22 protein-coding genes and 1 riboswitch are annotated in these 23,205 nt (G+C 61.3%); of the genes, 7 read left to right on the top strand and 15 right to left on the bottom strand.

The genetic code is table 11. The features are described 5' to 3' along the window. Positions 1-72 precede the first annotated feature (72 nt). Positions 73-786: a GntR family transcriptional regulator gene (locus tag T370_RS0112845; protein WP_005024753.1), complete on the bottom strand. Its 714-nt coding sequence runs from the start codon at positions 784-786 to the stop codon at positions 73-75. Between the two features lie 63 nt (positions 787-849). After that, a riboswitch (cobalamin riboswitch) is annotated at positions 850-1,037 on the bottom strand. A gap of 244 nt (positions 1,038-1,281) precedes the next feature. Here T370_RS0112845 and T370_RS0112840 point away from each other — a divergent pair. Beyond that, entirely contained in the window at positions 1,282-1,989 is a 708-nt protein-coding gene (locus T370_RS0112840; RefSeq protein WP_005024754.1) for a GntR family transcriptional regulator, read from the top strand. Between the two features lie 421 nt (positions 1,990-2,410). After that, positions 2,411-3,307 (top strand): DMT family transporter, encoded by an 897-nt coding sequence (locus T370_RS0112830; protein WP_005024755.1) that lies wholly within the window; start codon positions 2,411-2,413, stop codon positions 3,305-3,307. Positions 3,308-3,508: 201 nt separating this feature from the next. On the opposite strand, the gene T370_RS0112825 is transcribed toward T370_RS0112830, so the two are convergent. The 13 genes from T370_RS0112825 to T370_RS25535 form a co-directional block, all read right to left on the bottom strand. Next, positions 3,509-4,303: a PhzF family phenazine biosynthesis protein gene (locus T370_RS0112825; RefSeq protein ID WP_005024756.1), complete on the bottom strand. Its 795-nt coding sequence runs from the start codon at positions 4,301-4,303 to the stop codon at positions 3,509-3,511. 27 nt (positions 4,304-4,330) lie between these two features. After that, the gene (locus T370_RS0112820; RefSeq protein ID WP_029435946.1) at positions 4,331-5,149 is read right to left on the bottom strand and encodes a helix-turn-helix domain-containing protein; all 819 of its coding nucleotides are present in this window, start codon (positions 5,147-5,149) and stop codon (positions 4,331-4,333) included. Positions 5,150-5,378: 229 nt separating this feature from the next. Next, the gene (locus tag T370_RS0112815) at positions 5,379-5,639 is read right to left on the bottom strand and encodes a hypothetical protein (protein ID WP_005024758.1); all 261 of its coding nucleotides are present in this window, start codon (positions 5,637-5,639) and stop codon (positions 5,379-5,381) included. Between the two features lie 219 nt (positions 5,640-5,858). Further along, a complete protein-coding gene (locus T370_RS0112810) occupies positions 5,859-7,001 on the bottom strand; it encodes an MFS transporter (protein WP_029435945.1) in 1,143 nt (380 codons plus the stop codon). Between the two features lie 8 nt (positions 7,002-7,009). Further along, the gene (locus T370_RS0112805) at positions 7,010-7,456 is read right to left on the bottom strand and encodes a MarR family winged helix-turn-helix transcriptional regulator (RefSeq protein ID WP_034506432.1); all 447 of its coding nucleotides are present in this window, start codon (positions 7,454-7,456) and stop codon (positions 7,010-7,012) included. Positions 7,457-7,681: 225 nt separating this feature from the next. After that, positions 7,682-9,262, bottom strand: coding sequence for an L-serine ammonia-lyase, iron-sulfur-dependent, subunit alpha (sdaAA, locus tag T370_RS0112800; protein ID WP_029435944.1), 1,581 nt, complete (start codon positions 9,260-9,262; stop codon positions 7,682-7,684). Between the two features lie 351 nt (positions 9,263-9,613). Beyond that, complete coding sequence (locus T370_RS0112795; protein ID WP_005024763.1) at positions 9,614-10,771, bottom strand: UxaA family hydrolase; 1,158 nt, start codon at positions 10,769-10,771, stop codon at positions 9,614-9,616. Further along, positions 10,768-11,076: a UxaA family hydrolase gene (locus T370_RS0112790; RefSeq protein WP_029435943.1), complete on the bottom strand. Its 309-nt coding sequence runs from the start codon at positions 11,074-11,076 to the stop codon at positions 10,768-10,770. Before T370_RS0112790 ends, T370_RS0112795 begins: the two co-directional genes overlap by 4 nt. Before the next feature lie 11 nt (positions 11,077-11,087). Continuing rightward, positions 11,088-12,164: an NAD/NADP-dependent octopine/nopaline dehydrogenase family protein gene (locus T370_RS0112785; protein ID WP_029435942.1), complete on the bottom strand. Its 1,077-nt coding sequence runs from the start codon at positions 12,162-12,164 to the stop codon at positions 11,088-11,090. Between the two features lie 46 nt (positions 12,165-12,210). After that, entirely contained in the window at positions 12,211-13,206 is a 996-nt protein-coding gene (gene dctP, locus T370_RS0112780) for a TRAP transporter substrate-binding protein DctP (RefSeq protein WP_005024767.1), read from the bottom strand. 117 nt (positions 13,207-13,323) lie between these two features. Then, complete coding sequence (locus T370_RS0112770) at positions 13,324-14,628, bottom strand: TRAP transporter large permease (RefSeq protein WP_005024768.1); 1,305 nt, start codon at positions 14,626-14,628, stop codon at positions 13,324-13,326. Position 14,629: 1 nt separating this feature from the next. Beyond that, a complete protein-coding gene (locus tag T370_RS0112765) occupies positions 14,630-15,160 on the bottom strand; it encodes a TRAP transporter small permease (protein WP_009368513.1) in 531 nt (176 codons plus the stop codon). Positions 15,161-15,218: 58 nt separating this feature from the next. After that, complete coding sequence (locus tag T370_RS25535; protein WP_169739152.1) at positions 15,219-15,398, bottom strand: hypothetical protein; 180 nt, start codon at positions 15,396-15,398, stop codon at positions 15,219-15,221. A 38-nt stretch (positions 15,399-15,436) separates the two neighbouring features. On the opposite strand from T370_RS25535, the gene T370_RS0112760 reads away from it, so the two are divergent. The 3 genes from T370_RS0112760 to T370_RS0112750 all read left to right on the top strand — a co-directional run bounded on the left by T370_RS0112760 (position 15,437) and on the right by T370_RS0112750 (position 19,021). Then, complete coding sequence (locus tag T370_RS0112760) at positions 15,437-16,204, top strand: hypothetical protein (RefSeq protein WP_029435941.1); 768 nt, start codon at positions 15,437-15,439, stop codon at positions 16,202-16,204. 24 nt (positions 16,205-16,228) lie between these two features. Further along, positions 16,229-16,921: a FadR/GntR family transcriptional regulator gene (locus tag T370_RS0112755; protein ID WP_029435940.1), complete on the top strand. Its 693-nt coding sequence runs from the start codon at positions 16,229-16,231 to the stop codon at positions 16,919-16,921. Between the two features lie 372 nt (positions 16,922-17,293). Further along, entirely contained in the window at positions 17,294-19,021 is a 1,728-nt protein-coding gene (locus T370_RS0112750; protein ID WP_029435939.1) for a thiamine pyrophosphate-dependent enzyme, read from the top strand. Positions 19,022-19,429: 408 nt separating this feature from the next. Here the strand turns inward: T370_RS0112750 and T370_RS0112745 are convergent, their stop codons facing one another. Next, on the bottom strand, positions 19,430-21,064 hold the full coding sequence (locus T370_RS0112745; RefSeq protein ID WP_029435938.1) for an L-lactate permease: 1,635 nt from the start codon (positions 21,062-21,064) through the stop codon (positions 19,430-19,432). Positions 21,065-21,394: 330 nt separating this feature from the next. Here T370_RS0112745 and T370_RS0112740 point away from each other — a divergent pair, with 330 nt between their 5' ends. Both T370_RS0112740 and T370_RS0112735 read left to right on the top strand, forming a co-directional pair. Continuing rightward, complete coding sequence (locus T370_RS0112740; protein WP_005024774.1) at positions 21,395-21,895, top strand: hypothetical protein; 501 nt, start codon at positions 21,395-21,397, stop codon at positions 21,893-21,895. Positions 21,896-22,291: 396 nt separating this feature from the next. Further along, positions 22,292-23,197, top strand: a complete 906-nt coding sequence (locus tag T370_RS0112735; RefSeq protein WP_005024775.1) for a LysR substrate-binding domain-containing protein — start codon at positions 22,292-22,294, stop codon at positions 23,195-23,197. Positions 23,198-23,205: the final 8 nt, after the last annotated feature.

The raw sequence follows: 23,205 nt of genomic DNA, 5'->3' as shown, positions 1-23,205 counted from the left end.
GGGTGAAGGGGGAGGGAGAACCTTTCCTCAGAAAGGTTCTCCCTCCCCCTTCAAAAAACATCCCGCCCGCGCCTAAGCCGCGGAACGCTTCGCGGCGGCCGACGCCACACGGGAGAGCTTGGCGGACTTCGGGCACAAGAAACGCACGGGAGCCCAGTGCTCATGCCGCAACACGCTCACGGCCGCCGTGCGGTTCTTCATTTTAAGGGAGTCGATGATCCTGCAATGATCGTTGAGCGCGGCCCGTGCCTGTTCATAGGCCAAAGGGTGATCCGGCAGCATGTCCAGACGCCGCCGCAACGGGCCAATGGTCTGATACAACAGGGTATTGGAGGAAAGTGACAGGAAAATGTCATGGAAACGGGCGTTTTCCGCGTGATATTCCACAGCTTGACGCCGTTCGAGGAACTGCTCCTGCCGCTTGTTGGATTCTTCAAGCTGCCGGATGTGCCGTGAGGTCAGCAGGGGGAAAACGGTATCGAGGCAATCGGCCTCAAGCGCGCCTAATATCTGACAAGCGCTTTTGACAAAGGCATCCGAAACGGGCGTGATGTATACGCCCTTGCGGGGCTGGATGGTCACGAAGCCCTCGGCTTCCAGCCTGAGGAGCGCGTCGCGCAACGGGGTGCGGCTGACGCCGAGTTCCTCACACAGGCGATCCTGATCCAGACATGTCCCGTGGTGAAGCTGTCCTTCGCGCAAAGCCGCCTCAAGATGCCGATAGACGCGCTCACGCAAGGAATTCGTCCCGTCCTGAGCCACTTTTTCGAGCAAGTGCGAAGCCATAGAACAACCTCCCGCCCATGCCGCGTGGGCAAGCTCGGGCACGCCTCTCGGCGATCCCGGTTATGAGGATACAGGCTTCGGGCTGGCTTCCCGGCTTAAGGATCACTCTCCTCCGCACCTTCCCACGGCTCTGCCGCAGTGGCTACGCGGATTCGTCCCCTTTCACGGTTGCGGGCCAGCGTCGGTTTCAGACCGAACTTTCCAATTCTCCCGGCGCAGACGCGCCGGGCACCCGAAGCCCCACAAGCGGTAAGGCCCGGAGGCGCTTTACCGTGCCCGATGAATACGCTACTGTCTTCACCGGACCCTTTCTTATATATCAAAAGTGTACGGACTCCACAAGACATTGTTGAACGGGAAAATCATGCTTCTTCAATCATGCAGGGTTCCAAATGATAATAGTTTCTGCCCCGCAGTTTTCCTCTTGATCTTTGGGGCCGAACCATGCCACACATGACAATCTCATATATCTATGAAAAAAACGGGAGAGCGAGGGTGAAACATTCTAAAAAGATCGTCAAAGATGCCGCCCTTGGCGAGGAACCAAAAGTCGATTCCCTCCGAGAGCGTGTCTATCAGTACCTCAAGGACGCCATGAGCGCTGGGAAACTGCGGTATGGCGAGTTCCTCGATCAGGACAGCATCTGCGAAACCCTCGAAGTCAGCAAAACCCCCCTGCGTGACGCCCTCATCCGTCTCGAAGCGGAAGGCTTCGTAACCATCCTGCCCCGCAAAGGCGTATACATCAACCCGATCTCACTGGATTTCATCAAGAGCGCGTACCAGATCATCGGCTCCATCGAGGCCGACTGCCTCAACGAAGTCTTCAACAAGCTCACCGCCTACCATGTCCGGCAGTTTGAAGCCTCCAACGAAAGGCAGTGGGAACTTCTCAAAAACAATGACTATACGGAATATTACGACGAAAACATCCGTTTTCACGGCATATTCCTGTCGCTCTCCGAAAACATCCTGCTCGAACAGACGCTCATTCCGCTGCGCCGCCGCCTCTACGACTTCCCGCGACGCCAGTATTCCTACGAATGGGAGTCCATGAACCTCTATACCCATCAGCGCTTCATCGACTCCGTCAAACTCGGCAACCGCGAAGCCGCCGTCAGCATCTTCCGCATTGAGCACTGGTCCTATGAGGTCCACAAGAAATATTTTAAACTCTATTACGACTTCGATCAGAAAAAATGACGCCCCGGCATCAGCGTTGGGGCAGCCGCAAAGGGGAACGCTGTTGGTTTCACAATTGAACCAGCGAGGACAGGCAATTCGGAGTAATACGGCGCATCCCGCCGGAACGGAAAACGCCACTCCCCGTCATCCCCGGATATCCTTTGCATTTTTTGCCGAGAAAACGCTCCTTTGAAACAACCAGAAGGCCGGGATTTTCCCGGCCTTCCTTTTTTCCGCTGGCTCTCGGGGCGGAAAGAAGCGGAGCAAAAGGGGAACACGAGAGCGCAAGGAAGAGCGGAAAAGATGCCATTGTGCCTTGAGCCCAATGTTGATAAGGCAAGACCGGGCGGAGTCGCCCCGCCCGCACTGGAGGCTTCGCCCTGAAACGGAGAGTACGGGAGGGAGCCTGTCGGCACGCCGCCGGGATAAGGAGGCATTCATGGGCTTTTTTCTGGGATTGTTTTCTTCCGCGACGTTCGGGCTGATCCCGCTGTTCACTCTGCCGTTGATCCACGACGGAGTTTCCCCGGCTTCGGTGCTGTTCTACCGATTTCTTATCGCGTCGTTGACGCTCGGGGGCGTGCTCGTGCTGCGGCGGGAACGCTTCCACGCCAGCGCGATCGACCTGTGCAAGCTGGCGGGCATGAGCTTCATGTATACGGCGGCCGCGCTGCTGCTTTTTTACGGCTTGAACTACATGCCGAGCGGCGTCGCCACCACCATCCAGTTCCTGTACCCCGTTATGGTCATGCTGCTCATGATCGCCTTTTTCCACGAGCAGTTTTCCATGATCACGGCCTGCTCCATCGTGCTTGCCGTGGCTGGGGTGGCGCTGCTTTCCATCGGGGGCGACAGCAGCAGGCCCGTTACCCTGCTCGGCGTGGGCATGATGCTCCTTTCGGGTTTCTGCAACGCCTTGTACATCACGGGGATCCACGTCGCTGGGATCCGGAACATGAACGGCCTCGTCATGACCTTCTACGTACTGTTTTTCGGGGCGGCGTTCGCGTTCGCCAATGCCGTTGGCACGGGAACCTTCCAGCCCCTGTCCTCATGGTGGGAATTCATGATGGCCGCCCTGCTCGCGGTGATCACGGCGGTGCTTTCCAACCTCACCCTCGTGCTTGCCGTCCAGCGCATCGGCTCGACCCTGACGTCCGTTCTCGGCGTCATGGAACCGCTCACCGCCGTCTTTGTAGGTATCCTCGTATTCAATGAACCCTTTACACCCGCCCTCGTCGGCGGCGTGATCCTCATCAGCTCTTCCGTCACCCTCGTCATGCTCGGCAGGCAGGTTCAGGCCATTGCCCGGAGATTCCAGAGGAAAGCGGCTTAAGTCCACAGTCCGACATCCCCTTCAAAAACAAGAGGCGGGGAAACCCGCCTTTTCGCCATTGCCGTACCGCCCCGGCCAACCATATCCGGAACACCCGCCAACAGGGATTCAATAGCGTCAAAAGCCTTGGGAAGAGGTGGGGTGGGGAGGAGAAAGCTTTCTGTAGAAAGGCTTCTCCTCCACTCCCAACCTTTTTTCCCACTACACAAAAATCTCCCCTTTCAAATACGGGACGACGCGCCCGCTGATCAGCACCGCTTCAGGGGTGAGGGCACAATGCAGCGTCCCGCCCCGCGCCGAAAGCTGGCGGGCGACGAAACGATCCTTGCCGAGCCGATCAGCCCAGAAAGGCACCAGCATACTGTGCGACGAGCCCGTGACCGGATCTTCGGCGATCCCCATCTCCGGCGCGAAAAACCGGGACACGAAATCCGGGCCGCCCGCATCTCCGCGCGCAGTGATCACGACGGCCTTGCCCATCGGCAACAGCCGCATCTTGCCCACGTCCGGCACAAGCCGCTCCACATCCCTCTGGCTGTTCACCAAGACCAGCAGGTCGCGGTACAGCCATGTTTCCACGGGGTTCACCCCAAGCGCTTCGATGAGCAGCGGTGCAATGGGGTCCAGAGGGACACGCTCGGGACGCCGCACCGGAAACGCCATCTCCAGCAATTCCCCCCGGCGCTCCACGCGCAACACGCCGCTCCGGGTGTGGAAGGCCACGGATTGCCGATCCGGTTCAAGCTCGTTGAACACCACAAAGGATGAGCCCAGCGTCGCGTGACCGCACAGATCGATCTCCTCCAGCGGCGTAAACCAACGCAAATCATATTCGCCGTCATCCCGGCGCGCCAAAAAGGCCGTCTCGGAAAGATTGTTCTCCGACGCGATGCGCTGCATCAGCCCTTCGGACAACGGCCCGTCCGCCACGCACACCCCGGCGGGGTTCCCTTGAAACAGCTTGTCCGCAAACGCGTCCACAACAAAATAACGCATAACGACCTCGACGGTAAAAGGACGGGCCTACCGCGCCCGCCACGCCCCAACGGCAAGAACGCCGCCGGAAGCCAGCAGGCCCGAAGCCAACCAAAACAAGGAGCGGATTTCATGGGCAAGCAGAAATCCCCACAGGCCCGTATGGCGCGAACCGTCCCAGTCCGTCAACTGTACGGGGTACATCTCAGAAAGCGTCCAGAGGGCCAACAACCCGAGCCCGCCGATCATGAACAGCACGATACCGCATATCGCGGCGGCACGGCGCAGGAGAGGCCGAAGATCGGAACCATGAAATCCGGAATCATCGGAACGGGCAGGGCGTAAAGGGGACGCCGGCTCACGGGGAGAGGCGGATTCAAGAGAGAGCGTTTCCGGCAAGCCGGAGGAACGTTCCGAAATCCCGGAAAGCGGTGCTGAGAAACGTTTCGTGATACCCAAAAGGCCATCGGTTTCTCTTCCGACTGGAGCAACGGGAACCTGCCCACAGGAAGCGACGCGCTCCACAGCAACGGCAGGGGCCATCCCATTCAGAGAAGAATCGATCCCTCTGGGAACACCGGACGCGCCCGGCGAGCTATCCTCGGCAAACGGAGGGGAATCCGCAACAGCGAAAGAAGGTGGGGAAGAAACCTGTTGAGGTTCCCTGAGCAGGAAATCGAGGCTCACGCCGAGCACATCGGAAACCTCCACCAGCCTGTCCAGATCCGGGGCGGACTGTCCGGTTTCCCATTTGGTGACGGACTGGCGCGATACCCCCGTAAGCTGTGCCAAATCCTCCTGAGAGAGACCCATTGCCTTGCGGCGTGCCTGTATTTTTCCGCCGATATTGAGATGCTTTCTCGCCATCGGGCGTCTATACCGTTTCCGGCGGATAAATTCAAACCCATGAGAGGAAGGGGCGCGGCGGGCATTTCCCGGCTGGTCGCGGATTCCAGCAATCAGACATCATTACATTAAAAATAGTATGTTAAGGTACATTCTGCGGAGTATGTCGCGCAAGCGGCGGTGAAAACAGACGGCGGACGTCCCGGAAGGCGCCCGCCGATCATACATCTGGAAAGGATGCGAGGAGAGATTACTTCAGTTTGGCGATGGCCTTGTCGTAGAACGCGCACAGCGCGTCAACGTCCTGTTTCTGCTGGATCTGGAGGAGTTCGGGCTGCAACTCCTGCATCACCTTGGCGTACCCCTCGGGGTCCTGCTGCGCCTTGGCCTGCACGACCTGCGCAAAGGTCGCGGCCTTCTGCTGGGCTTCCTCGGCGGTGCATCCGGCCTGAGCCAGGCCAGCCATTCCAAGCGTCAGGGCCATAGCCGCGCATACGATCAACTTTCTCATAAAAGGGATACTCCTTCAAAAAGATTTCCTGTCGGGCGGCCTTCCGATGCCATCGGGAGCCCTTCCGACAGCTCCTGTTTGCCTGATCCCCTTTCCAATCGCTACCAACCGCCGGTTTGCATCCCGGCAACCAACAGGTGCAATTACATAATGACAGTATGTTGGAATCGCTCACCACGAACATTTTCCTTTGATTCGGAAAAGACGGGCTCCCTCCCATCAAGGGACGGCCCGAGACACGACCGCCACGAAGCACATCAGCGCCAGTGTAATACAGAAGACGATCACAAGGCTGGTGGCGTGGGCGACGAATCCCATGAGCGCCGGACCCGCAAGCACGCCGAGGTAGCCGATGGTCGTCACCGCCGACACGGCGAGGCTCAGGGGCATGAACTTCTGGCGGGCCGTAGCCGAGAAAAGCACGGGCACGATATTCGAAACGCCGAGACCGACCACCGTAAATCCGGCGAGCGAAGACCATGCCCACGGCGCGGCGACCACCAGCCCGAACCCGGCGGCGGCGCACAGGCTTCCGTACAGGAGAACGCGGGCATCGCCGAGCGCCTGCACAATGCGGTCGCCAAACAGGCGCCCAATGGTCATGGCTACGGAGAAACACGCGAAAGCCAGACCTGCGCGGGAGGCTTCCGTACCGCGCTCGGCGGTCATGAACAGCGCGCCCCAGTCCAGAATGGTGCCCTCGCTCAGATACATGATGAAACACAACACCCCGATCAGGAGCACGATACCGCGCGGAACCACAAACAACGGGGTTTCGCCCTCGCTCCCGTAGGGCAGGAAATGCCGCCCGAACGCCGCCAGCAGCGCGATCATGAACAGGCAAATGACGAGCATGGCCAGATGCGGCGCTAAGAACCCGAGCAGCAGGGCCATGCCTCCGGCCCCGCAAATGCCGCCCACGCTGTACAGGCAGTGGAAACCGGACATCATGGCCCGTCCGGCGGCCTGTTCCACAAAGACGGCCTGAATGGTCAGGGACACGTCCATCATCCCGATTGAGGCCCCGAAAAGGAAAAGGCACAAGGCCATCAGCCAGATGGATTCCACCGAAGCCAGCAGCGGAAGCATCGCCAGGAAGATAAAGCCGGAAACGAGAATGACTTTCCGGCATCCGAAACGCCCGGAGATCAGCCCGGTGAACGGCATGGAAAGCAGTGACCCCACGCCGACGCACAGGAGCAACATGCCGAGGACGGCTTCGTCAAGGCCGAGCCGAGCCTTGGCATACGGAACCAGCGCGGCCCACGAAGACACGCCAACGCCAAGGACAAGATAGGCGATGCGCGTGGTTATCTGTTCGGCCCTGCCGGGCGGTGGACAATCGGAACGGGAAACAGGCATGAAAGGCCTCACGAAGGATCGGAAAAAAGATGTTTCTCAAGGCCGTCGACGATGGCGGCGTACACGTTGTTGAATGTCTCCATGTCTTCAGCCGAGATGGAAGCGAGCGCAGCCTGTTCGTGACGATCCAGCTCTTCCATAATGCCGGTCACGAAAACGTCGCCCGCAGGCAGACAAAAAACCCGCGTCCGCCGCCTGTCCGTCTCGCAGCGTTCCCGACGGATGAATCCCGCCCGCTCAAGCTGATCGAGGAGGCCCGTGACGGTTTGCTTGGGCATGAAACATTCCTCGGCCAGCGCCGTTGGTTCCGCTCCCTCGGGACGCCTGAGCACCGCGTCAAGGATCAGGAACTGCGGGTATGACAGGCCCCGCTTCTGGAACCAGCGCGAGTACAGGCTGTTTTCTTTCTGAATGTACTCGTAATGACGGTAAAAGGCCTTCTCTGTATCGTACATGCTCACCTCGGTCGGAAAAAGAATGGATCCCGGCATGAGAGAACACTCCGGACTCAAAGGTTCCCCCTGTACCGTACGTCAAACGCCATCGCCAAAGTAGTACGCAAGCGGATTATCTTTATAAGGACTATTTGGCAAGAAAAATCTTTCCCCATGCCGTGAAACCGAATCCTCCAACAACGAAAAAAGGCCGGATGGTTCCGGCCTTTCGGGGTGTGGAAAAAACTATGCCTGCATCCGTTTCATTCGTGCGTACCATTCATCCTTGAGGGCCCGGCCCGTCGCGGTGGAGGCGAGGCCCCCGCGCAGGTTGCCGCGCAGATCGGGATGAAGGAGGCCCTGCACGTTGATGAGCGCGTCGACCACCTCGTCGGGAGGAATGCGGCTGGCGATTCCGGCAAGGGCCATGTCCGCCGCCGCGAAAGCGTTGGAGACGCCCACGGCGTTGCGCTTGATGCATGGGATTTCCACCGGTCCGGCCACAGGATCGCAGATGAGCCCGAGAAGATTCTTGAGGGCGATGGCCGCCGCGTGGATAACCTGTTCCGGAGTCCCGCCGCCAAGCTGCGCCAGCCCCGCCGCCGTCATGGCCGAAGCCACGCCGATTTCGGACTGGCAACCGCCGATCGCCCCGGAAATGGGGGCACGCATGGCCACGAGCACGCCCACCGCCGCCGCGACGAGCAGCCCGTCGACGATGGCGTCGTCGCCGAGCCCCCGTTCCTCAGCCGCCGAAAGAAACGCGCCGGGCAACACCCCGCAGGCCCCCGCCGTGGGAGCCGCCACCACACAGCGCATGGAACCGTTGTTCTCCATGACCGCCAACGCACGGGCCACCGCCATGCCGATGGTCCGGCCCGAAAGCGCCTGACCGGATTCGACGCGCCGGGCCAGACGGAATCCCGCGTCTCCCGGAACCAGACCCGCCAGCATGTCGCTTTTCCCGGCAAGCCCGTCCGTCATCGACGCCTTCATGATTTCCCAACTACCCAGCACGGCGGCACGGATCGTATCCCGATCCACCCCGCTGCGCCGCGCCTCATAGCGTTCGATAAGGCCGGGAAGATCGCCTCCCGCCATTTCCGCCATCGCCGCGAGGGTCGAAAACAAGGGCTCGGCGTCCACAAGTTTGTTGCCCAGAATATTCCGCACGGGGAACATCTCCAGACCCGGCATATCCATGCCTTCAGGAAATGGCTTTTCCGCAAGGCACAGGTACAGTGCCCGCTCCCCATCCTTCACGCAGGAAAAGCCGGACAGCGCCCCAAGCCTCTCCTCGAACACAGCCCGTCCCAACCCGTCCGGGCCGATGAACAGCGCGCCATCCTCGTTCCCGCGCAGGCAGACGGGGAAGCCTTCCAGCTCGGTCATCTCGATCTCGCCGCCGCCGACGGAAACGCCCGCCACCGCATACGTCCTGCCGCCGCGCACAAGCTCCATGCTGACCGTGTTGGGGTTGCGGCCCGAATCGGGATGCGTGCGGATTTCCACCTCGACGCCCCGCTCCGCAGCCAGCCGCAGCGCGTGCCGGACATTGGGGGAGTCCTCCCGTTCGCCGATGAGCCCGGCGACCACGGCGGAATCGCTGGCGTGTCCCTTATAGGTATGGGAGAGCGCTCCAAAAAAGTGCAGGGTGATGCGTTCCGGCGTGCCGCCGACAAGGGAACGGCCCATGCGCCCGATGCGCGCCATGCCCGCCGTGTGCGAGCTGGACGGGCCGGACATGATCGGGCCGAGGGAATCGAACAGGCTCAGCAGCCTTGCGGATTGAGGGCGGGCGGCCCGGCAGGCCGTGCAATGCGTCATGGCACAATCTCCAATAATAGTATGAAACCCCCAGGGGCTCCGCCCCTGGAACTCCGGCAGGGGCGCTGCCTCTGCACTCCGCAAGGCGCGCTGGCAGGGGCGAGCCGCCCCTTGACCCGCCGAAGCAAACGCTTGATGGGATAATGGAGGTTACGAGGATATCCCTCTTTTGTACGGCGCAAAGGAATTTTTTCAAAACCAAGCCGGAACGGACTCCCTGCGCGCCGCCTCCCCACCAGTCGAAAGTCTTGGGAAGGTGGGGGTCCGGGGGAGGAGGGAGGAAAGCCCTTCTTCAGAAGGTTTTCCCTCCCTCCTTCCCCGGCATGTCGCGTCTCCCCACCCTCCATCCAGCTACCGCGCTTCCTCGTAAGGAATCGAAAACTCGTAGTCCCCGTTCTCCTCGGAACGGGTGGGCCGCCCTCCGGCAACCTCAAGCAGCAGATCGTACAACGCCCTGCCCGTTTCCCCGATGTCCGCGCCATCAACAACGACCCCGGCGTTGAAGTCCATCAGGCCCGGCATCTTGGCGTAGGTGTGCGGGTTGCCCGTCAGCTTGACCACGGGCATGACCGGAGAACCCACCGGAGAACCCCGGCCCGTGCTGAATACCGTAGCCGACGCCCCCGCCATGGCAAACCCGGCGAGGTTGACGGGATCGGGGCCGTTGGCGCGGTTGTCCACGATCCACAGGCCCGGATGCGGGGGGCGCTCACCGAGCTTCAGGACGCCCTGCACTGGAGACGTGCCCATTTTCTTGATGTTGCCCATCGCCTTTTCCACGAGCGTGGTGATGCCGCCCGCCTTGTTGCCCGGCGTGGGGTTCACCGCCTCAATAGGTTGCCCGTGCGCGCGCAGGAACTCGGCGCGCAGCTCGTCGACCATGCCGAGGATCTGCTCTCCCGCCTCGCGGCTGACCGCACGGGACGCCACAATGTGCTCACAGCCCGGAATGCCCGGAACTTCCGACATGAGCACGGAACCGCCCGCGGCGATCACGAGATCGGTCATGGCCCCGATAACCGTGTTCCCGGCAATGGCGGTCGTCCAGTCGGAACCGCCGCACTGCACGCCCACAACAAGCCCGGACAAAGGGCACGGCTGGCGTTCCAGATCCTGCGCGGCCCGCTGCATCTCGCGGACGAGCTCACAGCCTCTGGCCTCGGCTTCGACGGAGCCGCCCTCCTCCTGAATGAGGATGGCGTGCACGGGCTTGCCGCCGCCGATGGCGACCTGCAGGTCAAGCGTCCTGATCTGCTCACAGCCGAGCCCCACGATGAGGACGCCGGACACGTTGGGATGCTTGGCAAACGTGGTGAGGGCCAGCATGGTGCGGCGGAAACTCTGCTCGCCCTCCACGCAGCCGCGCTCGTGGGTCAGCGGGACGGCCCCGGTCTTCCACGCGATATGATTGACGACCGTATTCGCGCAGGTGACGGTGGAGACGACGAGCACGATATTCCTGATGCCCACGCTCCCGTCGGCGCGGGGAAATGCCTGTAGCGAACTCATGCGTCCCTCCCGTCCCTGAACGCGGCGACGTACTGCCGGCACAGCTCCTCGGTGATGTCCTCAAGATTGTGGGTGTGCACGAAGGCTCCGGCGGCAATGGGCGCGGAGGCCCTGCCGATGGGGACGCCATACTTGCGGACGAGCCCCCCCTGCGCGACGGCTTCGACGGCGATCTTGTGCCCGAGCCCGATGTCCTCAAGCGCGGTCACCTCGCCCCCGGCATGGCGCAGCACGTCGCCCTTGCGGGTGTCCTGCGCGACCACGGCGACATTGTCCGCCGGTTCGATGCGGAGTGCTTTCATCATAATCCCTCCGGTCATGCGGATACGAGGTTACGGATTGCCTCGGGCGTCATGCCCGCGAGTCCCATGCGTTCCGCCGTCTGCCCGGTCACGGCGTAGTCCTCGCCGAGCAGTTCGCCAAGCAATGCGATAAGCGCATCCATGATAGGCGTGGGAACCCCGGCAAGCCTACCGAGGGCCGCCATCGGCACCATCGAGTACGGCGTATCTTCAGTAAGGAAACGGTGATGCAGCGTTTTAGGCGCGAACCCGGCAAAGGCGGGGTTGGCCTGCAGCACGTCGTACAGGGTTTCACCCTCCACGCCGTACTGGTTGCGGAAGGTCTGCGCCGTGCTTACCAAATCAAGGCCGTAGGCACGGGCCACGGCCAGCCGTTCACGGTCCGTGGCTTCGATGAGGCGGCACACGGCGGGCGTCATCCCCGCGTAATAGAACTCAAAATGTCCGCCCTCGCTCTCAATGCGTCCGGCGTTGGCCAGCATGGGCGCACAGTGCACGACCATATTGACCCCGGACATGCTGGTGGCGAGCACATTCTCGCCCTTGCGCCAGCCGGTGCAGAAAGCCCCGTCCACGGCGGCCTCCACCGCGGCGTAATCGCCCGCCGGGAACGCCGCCAGCGTCACGGCCTTCTTGACCCCGCGCACGTTGACCACGCCGGGCTCCGTCGCGGCACAGGCATAGGGCAAGTTGTCCGTTTCCGCGACGAGTACGTCCTTCCCCGCCTCGCGCAGCGCGGCCTTGAGAGGCAACGTACCGTAATTGCCGGGCATCAGCACGATAACCTGACCATCCGAAAGCGCGGGCACGGCCAGATCGAAGAACGCCTTCTGCCCGTAGGACGGCGCGGTGAAATAGACCACTTCCGCGCCGTCGAGCGCTTCGGCGATGTCCGTGGTCACGAGGCGGATCGTCGCTGTCCCGGTGATTTTGTTCTGGAGTTCAATGGTGTTGCCGCGACGCCTGATGGCTTCGATGACCGGGGCGAACCGCGGCAGATCATACAGGGCCACATCATGCCCGCGCAGGGCGAGATCGGCCGCAAGGGCCTGCCCGCCGTTTCCGGCGCTGAGCACAGCGATTTTCTTCATGACGCAGGTTCCTTGGCGCGGGGGCGCGGAATGCGCCCCCCGGCGGTTATTCGAGGACAAAGGTAGAGATGACTTCCTCATAGGCCTTGTCGCCTATCGCCTTCTTCAGTTCGGGCCACGAAGCCTTGCGGCCCTTTTCGGCAAAGGCATTCTGCTGTTCGGGCGTCAGGCGGATGACGGTCCAGCCCGCCTCTTCCAGCTTCTTCTCATAGGCGGCCTGATCGGCTTCCGCGACTTCCCAGCGGCGGGCCTCGAACGCGGCGCTCTTTTCAAGCAGGATCTTCTGATCTTCGGCCGACAGGGACTCGAACAGCTCCTTATTGATGAGCAGGGGCCAGTTTTCAAAGTGGGTGTTCGCGGCGATGTAGCATTTCAGCAGATCCCGGAAGGAGGCGTAGTAGTTTTCCGCGCCGCCGCCGAAAATGCCGGAGACCATGCCGGTCTGGGCGGCGGTGAAGAATTCCGCGAACGGCAGGGGGGTGGCCTGATAGCCGAGGCCGTCGGCAAGGGCTTCCTGCGTCTTCATGGTGGGGACGCGGACTTTGATGTGGTGGCTGGCGTTGGGATCGGCGGGCGCTTCGGGGGCCTTCACAAGGCCGATGCCGCCGAAGTACACGGGCCAGTTGGCGAGGACCATGATGTCCTGCTTGTCAAACAGGTTGGCGCAGTATTTGGCGTAGGGGGTTCCGGTGCCGAAGTTCTTCTTCGCGGTGGCGTAATCCTTGGCGACATAGGGCAGGATATAGGAGAGGAAACGCTTGTCCACCTGCGTGGAAACGGATTCGCAGCTCATTTCCACAGAGCCGAGAGACACCTTTTCCTGCACGACGGTGTAGTCCCCAAGCTGGCTGGAGCCATAGATCCTGATGTCGATGCGCCCGTCGGTTGCCTCGCGCACTTCCTTGGCGAAGGCCTGCAAATCGCGCTCGATCACGGAGTCGGCGGGGCGGATGTGAGCAAGCTTCCACTGCGCCGCAAATGCGGAACCGCCGGAAAGGGCCAGCAGGCCGCACAGCGCCAGTACAGACATGACCTTTTTCATGATGCTCTCCTGTGGTGAAGGGTTTTGGAGGCGCGCCGTCCGCGCCGCCTTGGAGATACGGCCGCCGGCGGGGGAACCGGCGGCCGTGTCCGGGAAGATGCCTGTTTCCGCGTCCGGCTAGATGAAACCGAACAGGCGGGGGATGAACAGGCTCACGTCGGGCCAGTAGGTGGTGAGGAGCATGACCGGCACGTAACCGAGCAGGAACAGCCCCACATAGGGAAGGATTTCCACGAAATCGACCTTGCCGATCCGTATCCCGAGATAGAGCAGGCTGGCGTAGGGAGGCGTCAGGCTGCCCACGGCGAGGTTCACGCCGAAGATGGCCGCGTACTGGATGGGGTCGAGGCCGATGGCCTTGGCGAGGGGCAGCAGCAGCGGGGCCACGAGGATGATCCCCGTGGTGTCGTTCACGATCATGCCCACGAACAGCAGGATGAGGTTGATGAGCAGCAGGATGAGGAAACTGTTGTCCGTGATGCTGAATACGCTTTCCACGATGGCCTGCGGGATCTGCAGCACCACATAGGTCTGGCTCAGCATCATGCTGCAAAAAATCATGATCATGATGCTGCCCACGGACACGGCGGAATCCTTGGTGCAGCCGAAGGCATTACGCAGGTTCAGGCCCCTGTAGACGAAGAACCCGACCGGCAGCGCGTAAATTACGGCTACGGCGGCGGCTTCGGTGGGGGTCATGGCCCCGGAATAGATGCCGCCGAGGATGAGCACGGGCATGATGAGCGCCGGGAGCGCCTTCCAGCCGCGCACGGCGATCTGCCTGCGCTTTTCCGTTTTGGAGAGCTGCGGCATGAGCTTGAGGTCGAAGCGGCGGCTCAGCACGAAATTGATGCCGCAGAAGATGATGATGGTGACGATGCCGGGGCCCACCGTGGACAGGAAGCAGGCGAGCACGTTGGTGCCCGTCACCCAGCCGAAGATGATCATGGGCGTGCTCGGAGGAATGAGCACGCCGAGGATGGAGGAACAGGTGATGAGCGCGGTGGCGAAGGCGCGGGGATAGCCCCGGCTGACCATTTCGGGGATCAGCATGTTGCCGGTGGCGGCGAGCCCGGTAAAGGTACTGCCCGAAATCGCGCCGAGGATGGCGCAGGTGAGGGTGGCGACGAAACCGAGCCCGCCCCGGATGCGCCCGACGAACACATCGACGAATTCGAGCAGGTATTTGGCGATGCCGCTCTCGCTCATGAGCGACCCGGCATAGATGAACAGCGGGATGCACAGAAGCGTGGGGCTCAGGATCTGCTGGAGGCCCCACATCATCATGCCTTTCATGGTGACGCCGCCCACGATGCTCATGAAGGCGAGCGCGCCGCTGAAACAGAAGACGATGGGGACGCCGAAGGAAAGGAGGAGCATCAAAACGGCGAGGGAAACAACGGCAAGCGTAACGGGTTCCATGCTAGTCTCCTTCCTTTTCCACGGGCAGGGAGGCCGGGGTGGTCCTGTAGAGCGTGATCATGTCGCGCAGTTCGAGCAGCGTATACAGCGTCATGAGGAACATGGACACGAACACCGCCGCTTCAGCGTAAATCCAGGGAAGATAGAGGGAGGCCGTTTCCTTCTGGAGCCTGAGCGCGTACTTCAGGTAATCGTAGCCCCACCATGTGAGCCACAGCAGGATGGCGCTTGAAGCGAACGCCGCGATGCCCCGGAGTAGGAAGATCGAGCGTTGCCGCTTGCAGAAAATTTCGAGGACGCGGGCCACAAGCTGGCCCCGCTCGGAGGAAGCCTTGACGGCGGCGAAGAGGTACAGCCACACCGTCGGGAAATAGCACAACTCTTCGATGCCCATGAGCGGCATCTTCAACACATACCGGAGGATGACCTGAACGAACATGAGCACGGCCACGCTCAACAGGCTGAAGACATTGATCCAGTCAAGCACCTTGTCCAGCATGGAGAAAGGCTTGGGTCTCTTGGGCACTTCCACGATCGCTTCTCCTTGTCCCTGTGAAAATGTTCCTGATAGGCGTATGCTGTCTGACAGCTTACAGATAAAAACGCCCTTTGTCAGCAGGGATCGCGGCTTTGCCGGCAACATTCTGAAAAAAATATTTTTTCGCTTTTTGTAACGCGGTGTTATAACGACACATTCCAATAAGCCAAACACCGATCCAAGAAGAAATCCGTTGGACAATGCGCTCTTCAAGCTGTATGCTGTCATACATATTGTGCCGACAAACGCCCACCGGATCAGGGATGCAGGATGCTTTTTCTTCTCATCAAACTCTTCACCACGCCCGCGCTCATCTGGGCCTCCACGCTGGCGGCCCGTCGTTGGGGCCCCGTCATCGGCGGCGGGCTCGCCGGGCTTCCCTTTATTTCCGGCCCGGCTTCCCTGTTCATCGCAGTACAGTACGGAACCCCATTCGCGGCATCGGCCGCCGCCTCGTCCCTGCTCGGAGCCGTGGCGTCCTGCTGCTACTGCCTCGCCTACGCCCACAGCGCCCGGCATTTCGGCTGGGCGGGCTCCCTCGCCCTCGCCCTGCTCGCCTTTCTCCTCTGCGCCTTCCTGTTCACGCGGGTTTCCTGCGGACTGCCCGTAGCGGTCTGCCTCAGCATCGCGGTCCCGGCGGCCTGCCTGCGGCTTCTTCCCGACATCCCCGGAACGGCGGACATGCGCCGGGTCCAACCCCCGTGGAGGCTTCCGGTCCAGATGTTCTGCGGGGGCCTCAGCGTCCTTATCCTGACCGAGCTTGCGGGCGTCGTGGGCGAGCAATGGAGCGGCATTCTGCTCACCTTCCCCATCATCAGCTCCATCCTGACCCCCTTCGCGCACCTTTCCTTCGGGGCGCGCGCCGCCGTGCTGACGATCAGGGGACTGCTCGCGGGGTTTTTCGGCACATCCTGCTTCATCACCATCATCGCCGTCTGTCTGGAGCCGCTCGGAATCGCCTCCGGGTATTGCATTGCCGCGCTCGGGGCGTTACTCACGAGCATTCTCATCATGCATTGCGTAAACAAAAGACGATAATCGAGCACGCTTTCAGGAGCCCCTGTGACCAACCCCTTCAAGCCTATAAGCAGAGTCAACCTCCACAGCGAGGTCATGCAGCAGATCACCGCCGCCATCCAGAGCGGGCAGTGGAAACCCGGCAGCAAACTGCCCGGGGAAATCGCGCTGGCCGAGATGTTTCAGGTCAGCCGTACCTGCATCCGCGAAGTCCTGAAGGCACTGGCCTATTCCGGCGTCGTCGAGTCGCGTTCCGGCGTCGGGACCTTCGTCAAGGAGATCCCTTCCGAAGCGCCCTCCCCCGCCGTGGATCTGCTCAGCAGCACGGATTACACCCAGATCCTCGAAATGCGGAAACTCCTCGAAGGGCAGGCCGCCTACTGGGCCACCGAACGGGCCACCCCGGAAGAGATCGCCGAACTTGAAAGCATCCTGAAACAGGAAGGCCTTTCCCTCAAAGACATTCACACCCGGTTCCACAACGGCGTCACCGCCCTCTCGAAAAATCCCATTCTCATCCATATGCTGGCAGAATTTCAGGAACAGTTCAAAAAACAGCGCGAGTTGAATTTCGTCATCCTCCCCGATGAAGATCGCCTTGAACACTGGAAAGTGCTCGAAGCCATCAAATCCGGCTCTCCAGCCAAAGCCCGCCGCGCCATGCATCAGCACATCGACTACATTTGGAAGAAGCGCCCGCATCTTTTCCCCGGAAAGAAAGGCCCCGACAAAATGTAACGTGACTCCGCCCCTAGCCCCCGGCGGCGAGTTTGCTCCAGCGGCTTGTCGCCGAAGCAAACGTTTGATGGATATGGCGGTTACGAAAAAAAACGTTCTTTCGTACGGCGTAAAGGAATTTTTTCAAATTTTTGCTGGAACGAACTCCCTCCGCGCCACCTCCCCACCAGTTAAAAGCCTTGGGAAGGGTGGGGGGCCGGGGGAGGGGAACCTTTCTTCAGAAAGGTTCCCCTCCCCCGGCACGTCGCGCTCCCCCGACCTCCCAAACGATTCTCACGCCAGCGGGTAATCATGGCTTCGCCCATCGGATTTCCTCTACGATTCCGGAAAGGCTTCCCCGGAAGCCGAATCCTTTCCTCTGGAGGCATCCCAATGTCGAAGCGAACCGTAGCGGAAGTACTTGTGGACGAACTGGCCGAAGCGGGCGTCACGCGGCTGTACGGGCTGGTAGGCGACAGCCTCAACCCCGTATCCGACGCGCTCCGCCGTGACGGGCGCATCCGGTTCATCCATGTGCGGCATGAGGAAACGGCCGCCTTCGCCGCCGGAGCCGAAGCCCAGCTTTCCGAAAAACTCGCGGCCTGCGCGGGGACGAGCGGCCCAGGGCACGTCCACCTCATCAACGGCCTGTACGACGCCAACCGGAGCTATGCCCCGGTCATCGCCATAGCCTCGCATATCCCCGGCTCCGCCATCGGGACGCGCTATTTTCAGGAAACGCACCCCGATCAGCTGTTCAACGAATGCAGCCACTGCAACGAACTTATTTCCTCGCCTTCCCAGATGCCGCATGTGCTGCGCCGGGCCATGCAGACCGCCGTGAGCAAACGCGGGGTAAGCGTGATCGCCCTGCCCGGCGACGTCGCCGCCATGCCCATGAACGAAGATCCCTCGCACGGCGTCATCCCGCCGCCTCCCGCCCCGGCAGCCAACGCCCATGACATCCAGCTCCTTGCCGACGAGATCAACGGCGCGCGCAAGGTGACGCTCTATTGCGGGTCCGGATGCCGCAACGCCCGCAAGGAAGTCATGGCCCTCGCGGACAAACTCAAGGCCCCCATCGGGCACGCATGGCGCGGCAAGCAGTGGATCGAGCCGGACAATCCCTTCGATGTGGGCATGATCGGCCTCATCGGATTCGGCGGCGCGTATGAGGCGATGGAACACTGCGATCTGCTCATCCTGCTCGGCACGGACATGCCCTATTCCGCGTGGTATCCCAAGAAACCGCGCATCATCCAACTCGACATCCGGGGCGAACACCTCGGCGGGCGGACCCGCATCGACCTCGGGGTCGTCGGGGACGTGGCCCAGACCCTGCGTGCCCTGCTCCCCTTCGTGGAACCCCGGGATGACCGCAGGCATCTTGACGAGGCCATTGCCAATCTCAAGAAATCCCGGGAACACCTCAACGCCTACGTCGAGCATGTTTCCTCAGAAGGCAGGCCGCATCCCGAGCATCTTACGTCGGCCATCGACGCCAACGCCTCCGACGAAGCCGTCTTCACCGTGGATACCGGCCTCAACGACGTCTGGGCCGCCCGCTACATCACCGCCAAGGTGGGCCGGAACATCATCGGCTCGTTCAACCACGGCTCCATGGCCTGCGCCCTGCCCATGTCCATCGGCGCGCAACTGCTCTATCCCGAACGGCAGGTCATCGCGCTCTGCGGCGACGGCGGCATGACCATGCTCATGGGCGAACTGCTGACGCTTGTGCAGTACAACTTGCCGATCAAAGTCATCGTCTACAACAACGGCGCGCTCGGGTTCATCAATCTTGAGATGCGGACAGCCGGGTATCCCGAATTCCAGACGGACATGAAAAACCCCGATTTCGCCCGCATGGCCGAAGTCATCGGCATGAAGGGATTCCGCATCGAAAAAGGCGCGGACGTGGAACCCGTCATCAAGGCCGCCCTCGCCACGCCCGGCCCCGTGCTCGTCGACGCGCTCACCGATCCCGCCGCCATCCCCCTGCCGCCCACCATCACCGCCGGAGAAGCCAAAGGGCTTGCCCTCGGCCTCGGCAAGCTCGCCCTCATGGGCCGTTTCAGCGCCACGATGGATATGATCAAATCGAATATCAGGCAATTCTAGAGGGAAGACTCGGGGGAGGGGACCTTTCTGGAGAAAGGTCCCCTCCCCCGAACGCCCTCCTCTCTCCCAAGACTTTCAACTTTATCGAATCCCTGTTCCGATCTTTCCCTGTGGCGCAGAGGCGAACGTCTATCTATTTTAATGAGTTATATTTTTACAATCCACCGATGCAACTTGCCGTTCCGTGAGCACAAAAACCCTCAACTAAACTGCCCCACAAAAAAAGAGCCAGTCAATCTCACTGATCAACCGGCTCTTTTCCTTTCATACGACAGGGGACTTCCTCCGCGCCGCCTCCCCACTTTATAAAAGTCTGAGGTGGAGGGCGGGGTTTGGGGAGGGGAGGAGGAATCCCTTCTTCAGAAGGGTCCCTCCTCCCCAATCTTTATCAATCTTCCCAGTCACTCCCTACGGCAGCATGAAGCTCAAGGGCCCGGCCTGAAGGTAGGTCAGCACGCAGAGCACGAGGGTCATGGCGATGCTGTGCCCGATGGTGAAGCGGAACAGATTGCCTTCCTGCCCGACCATGTTGGTCGCGGCGGTGGCTACGGACAGGGATTGCGGCGAAATCATCTTCGCGGTAACGCCGCCGGAAGCGTTGGCGGCCACGGCAAGCTCGGGGGACATGCCCACCGCCGTGGCGGTATCCTTCTGCATCCCGCCGAACAGGGCGCACGAGGAGGTGTCCGACCCGGTCAGGAACACGCCGAGCCAGCCAAGCAACGGCGAGAAGAACGGGAACAGGCTCCCCGTGTGCGTGAAGGCAAGGCCGAGCGTGGAACTCATGCCGGAATAGTTCATCAGGTAGGCGAGGCCAAGGATCATGGCGATGGTCACGATCGGGAAGGTCAGCTGCCCCAGCGTACGCATGAAGCAGGCGATGGCCTTGCCGAAACCGTAGTTCGGCATCATGGGCACGGAGACGAGGCCGGAAAGCAGGATGGCCGTACCGCCGGCGGACAGCCAGTTGAACGCGAACGTCGCGCCGTAAACGGCGTCCTGCGCCACGATGGGCGCGGTCTTCATGACTTCCCCATGCAGGCCGGGCCAGCCGAAGCTGAGATTCGCGCCGGGAACGGCGTTCAGGATATTCTTGAACTGCGGCAGGCCCCAGAAGAACACGAATACCGCCAGCACGATATAGGGTCCCCACGCCCGGAGCACAACCGAAGCCGGATAGCCTGAGCCGCTGAGGTTGGATTCAGGCTCACCCTCGAACCGGAACGTGCGCGAAGGCTTCCAGACCTTGAGCAGCAGCACAAGGCCCACAATGGTGGCGATGGCCGAGCCGATGTCGGGCAGGGTCGGGCCGTGATAGTTGGCGAGCAGGAACTGCGCCCCGGCGAAGCACACGCCGCCCACGATGATGGCGGGCAGGACTTCGAGGCTGCGCTTGAAGCCGCACATGGTCACGCATACCCAGAGGGGCACGATGAGGGCGAGGATGGGAAGCTGACGGCCCGCAATGGCGCTTACGGTCATCTGATCAAGGCCGGACACGGAGGCCGCCACGATGAGCGGCACGCCGATGGCGCCGAAAGCGACAGGAGCGGTGTTGGCGATGAGCGCGATGCCCGCGCCCCACAGCGGGGTGAAGCCGAGCCCCACCAGCATGGCGGCGGCAATGGCGACCGGCGTGCCGAAGCCCGCCGTCCCTTCGATGAAGCAGCTGAAGGCATAGGCGATGAACAGCGCCTGAAGCCTGCGGTCATCGGTGAGCCGGGCCAGCGAATCCTTGATGATCTCGAATTCGCCCGATTCCACGGTCATGTTGTACACCCACACCGCCGTGATCACGATCCAGACGATGGGGAACAGCCCGAAGGCAGCGCCGTTGAGCGTGGAACTGATCGCCAACGAAACCGGCATATTCCACACGGCTACCGCGACGATCAACGCGCCGATGAGGCCCGCCGCAGCCGCGACATGGCCCTTGGCCTTCCTGACGGCCAGCATGTAGAAGAGGATGATGAGCGGAATCGCCGCGAGGCACGCCGAAGCGACCACGCCGCCCACCGGCGCATACTGTTGAACCCAAGGCATACGTTTCCCCCTGATAAGGCTTGCGGAGTGCGCCCCACATGCCTGATCGACGGCATTTTCCTGCAATGCCTAGCTGTTGCGGGGCGTATGGCTCCTGTTGACGTGTTGTTCTCTACGCCGAACGGGGGGTGATCGAGAAATGAATATTTTCTATCGGAATCATTCCAAAATGGAATATCTATTTTATCCTGCTTGATTACCACCCTTTTCATGGAGTAAACCGTTTTCGCATCCGCTTGCCGACAAGGGTGAAAGGGGGCAAAAAACTATGAAAAGGCGTGGGTTCGTTTTCAGGCTCCCGCCCCGGGTTATCCATGCGAGGAAGACGACGTGACCGACAACCGGGCCACAGGCTGGAAAATACCATTATTGTTTTGCGGGGTTATCCTCTCCATCGTCGCTGTGGCGGCGCTTTTTCGGGCACACGCTCCCGAACCGCCCGCCGTCCCCCAAGCACTGCTCAAAGAAGCCAAAGGTATCAGGATCGATCTGGAGTCCGACCCCGAAGGGCAATCATGGAAAGCTCGCATCGCCTCCGCCGCAAGCGGATTTTCCACGCAGGCGGATAAGGACGGGCGGCTCGGGGAAATCGTCCTAACCACTGCTGAAAACAAACGATTTGACGCTTCATGCACAGCAGCCGTGCTTATCCGGGACGACGGGCTTCGGGACGGGCTGATGCGGAAAATCGCAAACGCGGCGTCTGCCGACTGCGCATCGCTCCCGTGGGGCGTCTTCGCCATGCACGGAATGCGCGACCCGCAAGCACAAGCGGAAGCCTCCGCCCTGCTCACGCAACGCTGGAAAGAATGCCATGAAGGAAGGGAATAGCTAGCATTTCACGTCTCATAGGCGAGGCGGCACTGTCCGCCTTTCCGTCCGGCCCAAAAGAAAAAGGGCGGCAAGCCGCCCAAGGTAAAGGAATCCCTGAAAAGCAGGGAGCCCGATGTACTCCGACCCGGCTACAACCTCATGAAGGCTTCGCCGGATTTGTCTCGGTGCCGGACACGAAAACCATGTCGAACTGTCAGGCATGAAAAGGTTCCACATGCGTCCGCAGACGCAGGAAACCATTGCCGGACGCCGGGCCACAGGAACGGCGTGCAGCCAAATTCCCCAGAAAAACAGGAAATTGGAAATGCCGGAAGCTCATGGGGGTGGTATAGGCCAAAAGGTTTTCCCTGTGAAATGAAAAACGCTCATCAACACTATGCACGGAAAGAATAGATGCTGAATATCCGCACGTTGCAAATACTGGTGGAAGTGGCCCGGCAGGGAGGTTTTTCCCGTGCCGCCCAGACTGTACACGCCGTGCAGCCCACGGTGAGCAAAGCCGTTCAGGCCGTGGAGGATCGCCTTGGCGTTCGCATCTTCGAGCGGGCCAACAACGGCGTCAGGCTGACCGTCGAGGGAGAAATCGTTTATCGCCGGGCCCTCAACATCCTTCAAGAATTCGAGGCGCTCGAAGCCGACGTCGCCGCCCTGCACAAGCTCGAAAAAGGCGTGCTCCGCATCGGTTTTCCCCCGGTCGCCAGCGGCATCCTGTTCGCGGATCTGCTCTCCAAATACCGCCAGCTTTACCCCGGCATCAACATCTCGCTTCAGGAACAGGGCTGCGCCTCGCTGGAACCGATGGTGCTTTCGGGGGATCTCGATCTTGCCGTCACCCTTCTCCCCGTCCCGCCGAATTTTTCGTGGCTCCAGATTCGGGACGAACCGCTCATGGTCATCATGCCCCCGGATCATCCCCTCGCCGATCGCAAACGCCTCAAAATGGATGAACTGGCAGACAACGCCTTCATCGGCTTCGAGCAGGGCTTCCTGCTCAACGACCGCATCAAGGCCGTCTGCCGCCAGCGTGGGCTGAAGCTCAATGAGTGCCTGCGCAGCGGCCAGCTTGATTTCATCATGACCCTCGTGGCGACGGGCATCGGCGTCGCCCTCCTGCCCCGCCTCGAACTCGAACGGCGGGAACTCCCCAACATCCACATCGCCCTTCTCGACGAAGAGGAACTCCGTTGGCGCGCCGCCTTCGTCTGGAGGCGCGGGGCCGTCCTGTCCTCCGCCGCGCAGGCGTGGCTCAAGCTCCTCCCCGGCGGCGAGGAAGCGCTGGCAAGCGAAAGGCTCGCATGACGGCCTCC

Origin of the sequence: Bilophila wadsworthia ATCC 49260 (genome assembly GCF_000701705.1) — a bacterium.
Lineage (GTDB): Bacteria > Desulfobacterota > Desulfovibrionia > Desulfovibrionales > Desulfovibrionaceae > Bilophila > Bilophila wadsworthia.
The sequence above is the reverse complement of the archived record's forward strand: the minus strand, read 5'-3'. Positions and strand labels throughout refer to the sequence as shown.